This is a genomic window from Cecembia lonarensis LW9, from assembly GCF_000298295.1.
Classification (GTDB): domain Bacteria; phylum Bacteroidota; class Bacteroidia; order Cytophagales; family Cyclobacteriaceae; genus Cecembia; species Cecembia lonarensis.
The window spans coordinates 1-1,953 of the sequence record NZ_AMGM01000173.1; the positions used below are offsets into that span (position 1 = coordinate 1).

Genomic DNA, 1,953 nt, shown 5'->3' on the forward strand with positions numbered 1-1,953 from the left:
TCTTTAAGGGTTTCATTAAGAACAATATTGTTGTCGGGTTGTCATGGTTGTCATGGTTCCGCCACGGCCAAGTGTCGCGAGCTTTTAAAAAGCTCAGCAGCTTTGCTAGTGTCAAAGACTTTTCCTTGTCATTTCTCTGCCCGTTCGGTCAGGCGGGCCTGCCCGTCCGGTCAGGCGGGGAACGTAGAGAGAAATCTAAAAGACGCTGCGCTTGGCTTCTTTACACCGAGATTCACCGAAGGACCGAGCGTTAAAAAATGATCCCTTTGGATCATTTTAGCGAGGGGCCAGGATGCAGGGTGGGTATACAAACCGAGTTACACAGAGTCGATGATAGAGAGAAAAAGAAGAGAAAAGAGAGAAAACCATTAAGGAGTTAAGGGTTTAAGGATTTCATTAAGAGGTAATTTTTAAGGACCAAGAGCCAAGGCAAAAGGCAAAAGTGGGATTACGAGCTTGTCTTTAGCAACGTCATCCTGAACCTGAGCTTGCGGAGGTGAAAGCCTGCCCCGTAGCATTACGGGGGATCTCCTCTACATTAGGAGATAAGTAAAAAGAAAAAGAAACGCTACGCTTGGCTTTATTACACCGAGAGCCACCGAGAAGTCACCGAGTTACACAGAGTCGATGATAGAGAGGAAAAGAAGAAAAAAGGAGAGAAAACCATTAAGGAGTTAAGGTCTTTAAGGGTTTCATTAAGAGGTAATTTTTAAGGACCAAGAGCCAAGGCAAAAGTAAAAAGTAGGGTTTGGAATGTAGAATGATGAATGATGAATGAAGAGTGGAAGAGCCAAGGCAAAAGTAAAAAGGCAAAAGTGGGGTTACGAGCTTGTCTTTAGCAACGTCATCCTGAACCTTAAACGCTTGAACACATTAACCTTAACCGTGGTCCTGCTCTTGCAAATAAACTAACAATATGGTAATTTTAACATCGTAACATATATTACGGTAATTTAAATTACGATAAAGTATGAAATTCTACAACAGAGAAATAGAATTAGAAAAATTAAGGAAAGTTCACACTTTGTCTAAAGATCTTGCGCAATTGACTTTCGTAGTGGGCAGAAGGCGTATCGGCAAGACCAGTTTGTTACTGCGTGCATTTGACATTACAAACACAATCTACTTATTTGTAGCAAAAAAGAATGAAGCATTGCTTTGTGAAGAATTCATAGAAGAAGTAAAACACAAGCTGTCCATTCCTATTTATGGAGAGATAAAGTCTTTTGCTGTCTTATTCGAAATCCTCATGCAGGCTGCCAAAAAAATGCATTTCACGGTAATTATCGATGAATTTCAAGAGTTGAATAGCATCAATCCTGCTATCTTTTCAGATATGCAACGGATATGGGACACGAATAAGGAAGAGAGTAGGATTAATCTCGTAGCTTGTGGTTCAATTTACTCCATGATGACCCGCATTTTTGAAAATGCAAAAGAACCCCTTTTTGGAAGAGCAACGCAACGCATGCATATTCAGGCGTTTAATATCGACACGCTAAAAGAAATACTTAACGATTATGCACCAGCTTATTCAGCTGAAGATCTTTTAACTTTCTACATCGTTACAGGTGGGGTAGCGAAATACGTTGAGTTATTGGTGCAAAACGTGGCTTTTTCTAAGGATGCCATTGTGGATACTATTCTAACTGAAAATTCCTTGTTTCTGGATGAAGGAAAACATGTGCTGATTGAAGAATTTGGCAAAGAGTATGGAAACTACTTCTCCATTCTTTCGCTTATCGCAGCCGGAAAAACGGCAAGAGTGGAAATAGAATCCATACTTGAAATGGAAACAGGTGGATATTTGGCACGTTTAGAAAAGGAATATAAAATCATTCGACAGATTCGTCCGATTTTAGCAAAACCGGGTAGCCGTACAGTTAAATATAAAATCAGTGACCATTTTTTATCTTTCTGGTTTAGATTCATCTATAAAAATAGAAGTGCGGT

Annotated in this window: 2 protein-coding genes; both read left to right on the forward strand. The window is 39.9% G+C overall.

Annotation, left to right across the window (positions count from 1 at the left end; translation table 11 throughout):
* Nucleotides 1-254 (forward strand): hypothetical protein (locus tag B879_RS23305; RefSeq protein ID WP_238542185.1); only part of this gene is annotated, 254 nt, incomplete at its 5' end.
* A 716-nt stretch (nt 255-970) separates the two neighbouring features.
* Nucleotides 971-1,953: AAA family ATPase (locus tag B879_RS20605; protein WP_040401501.1), on the forward strand; the 983-nt coding region annotated here is incomplete at its 3' end.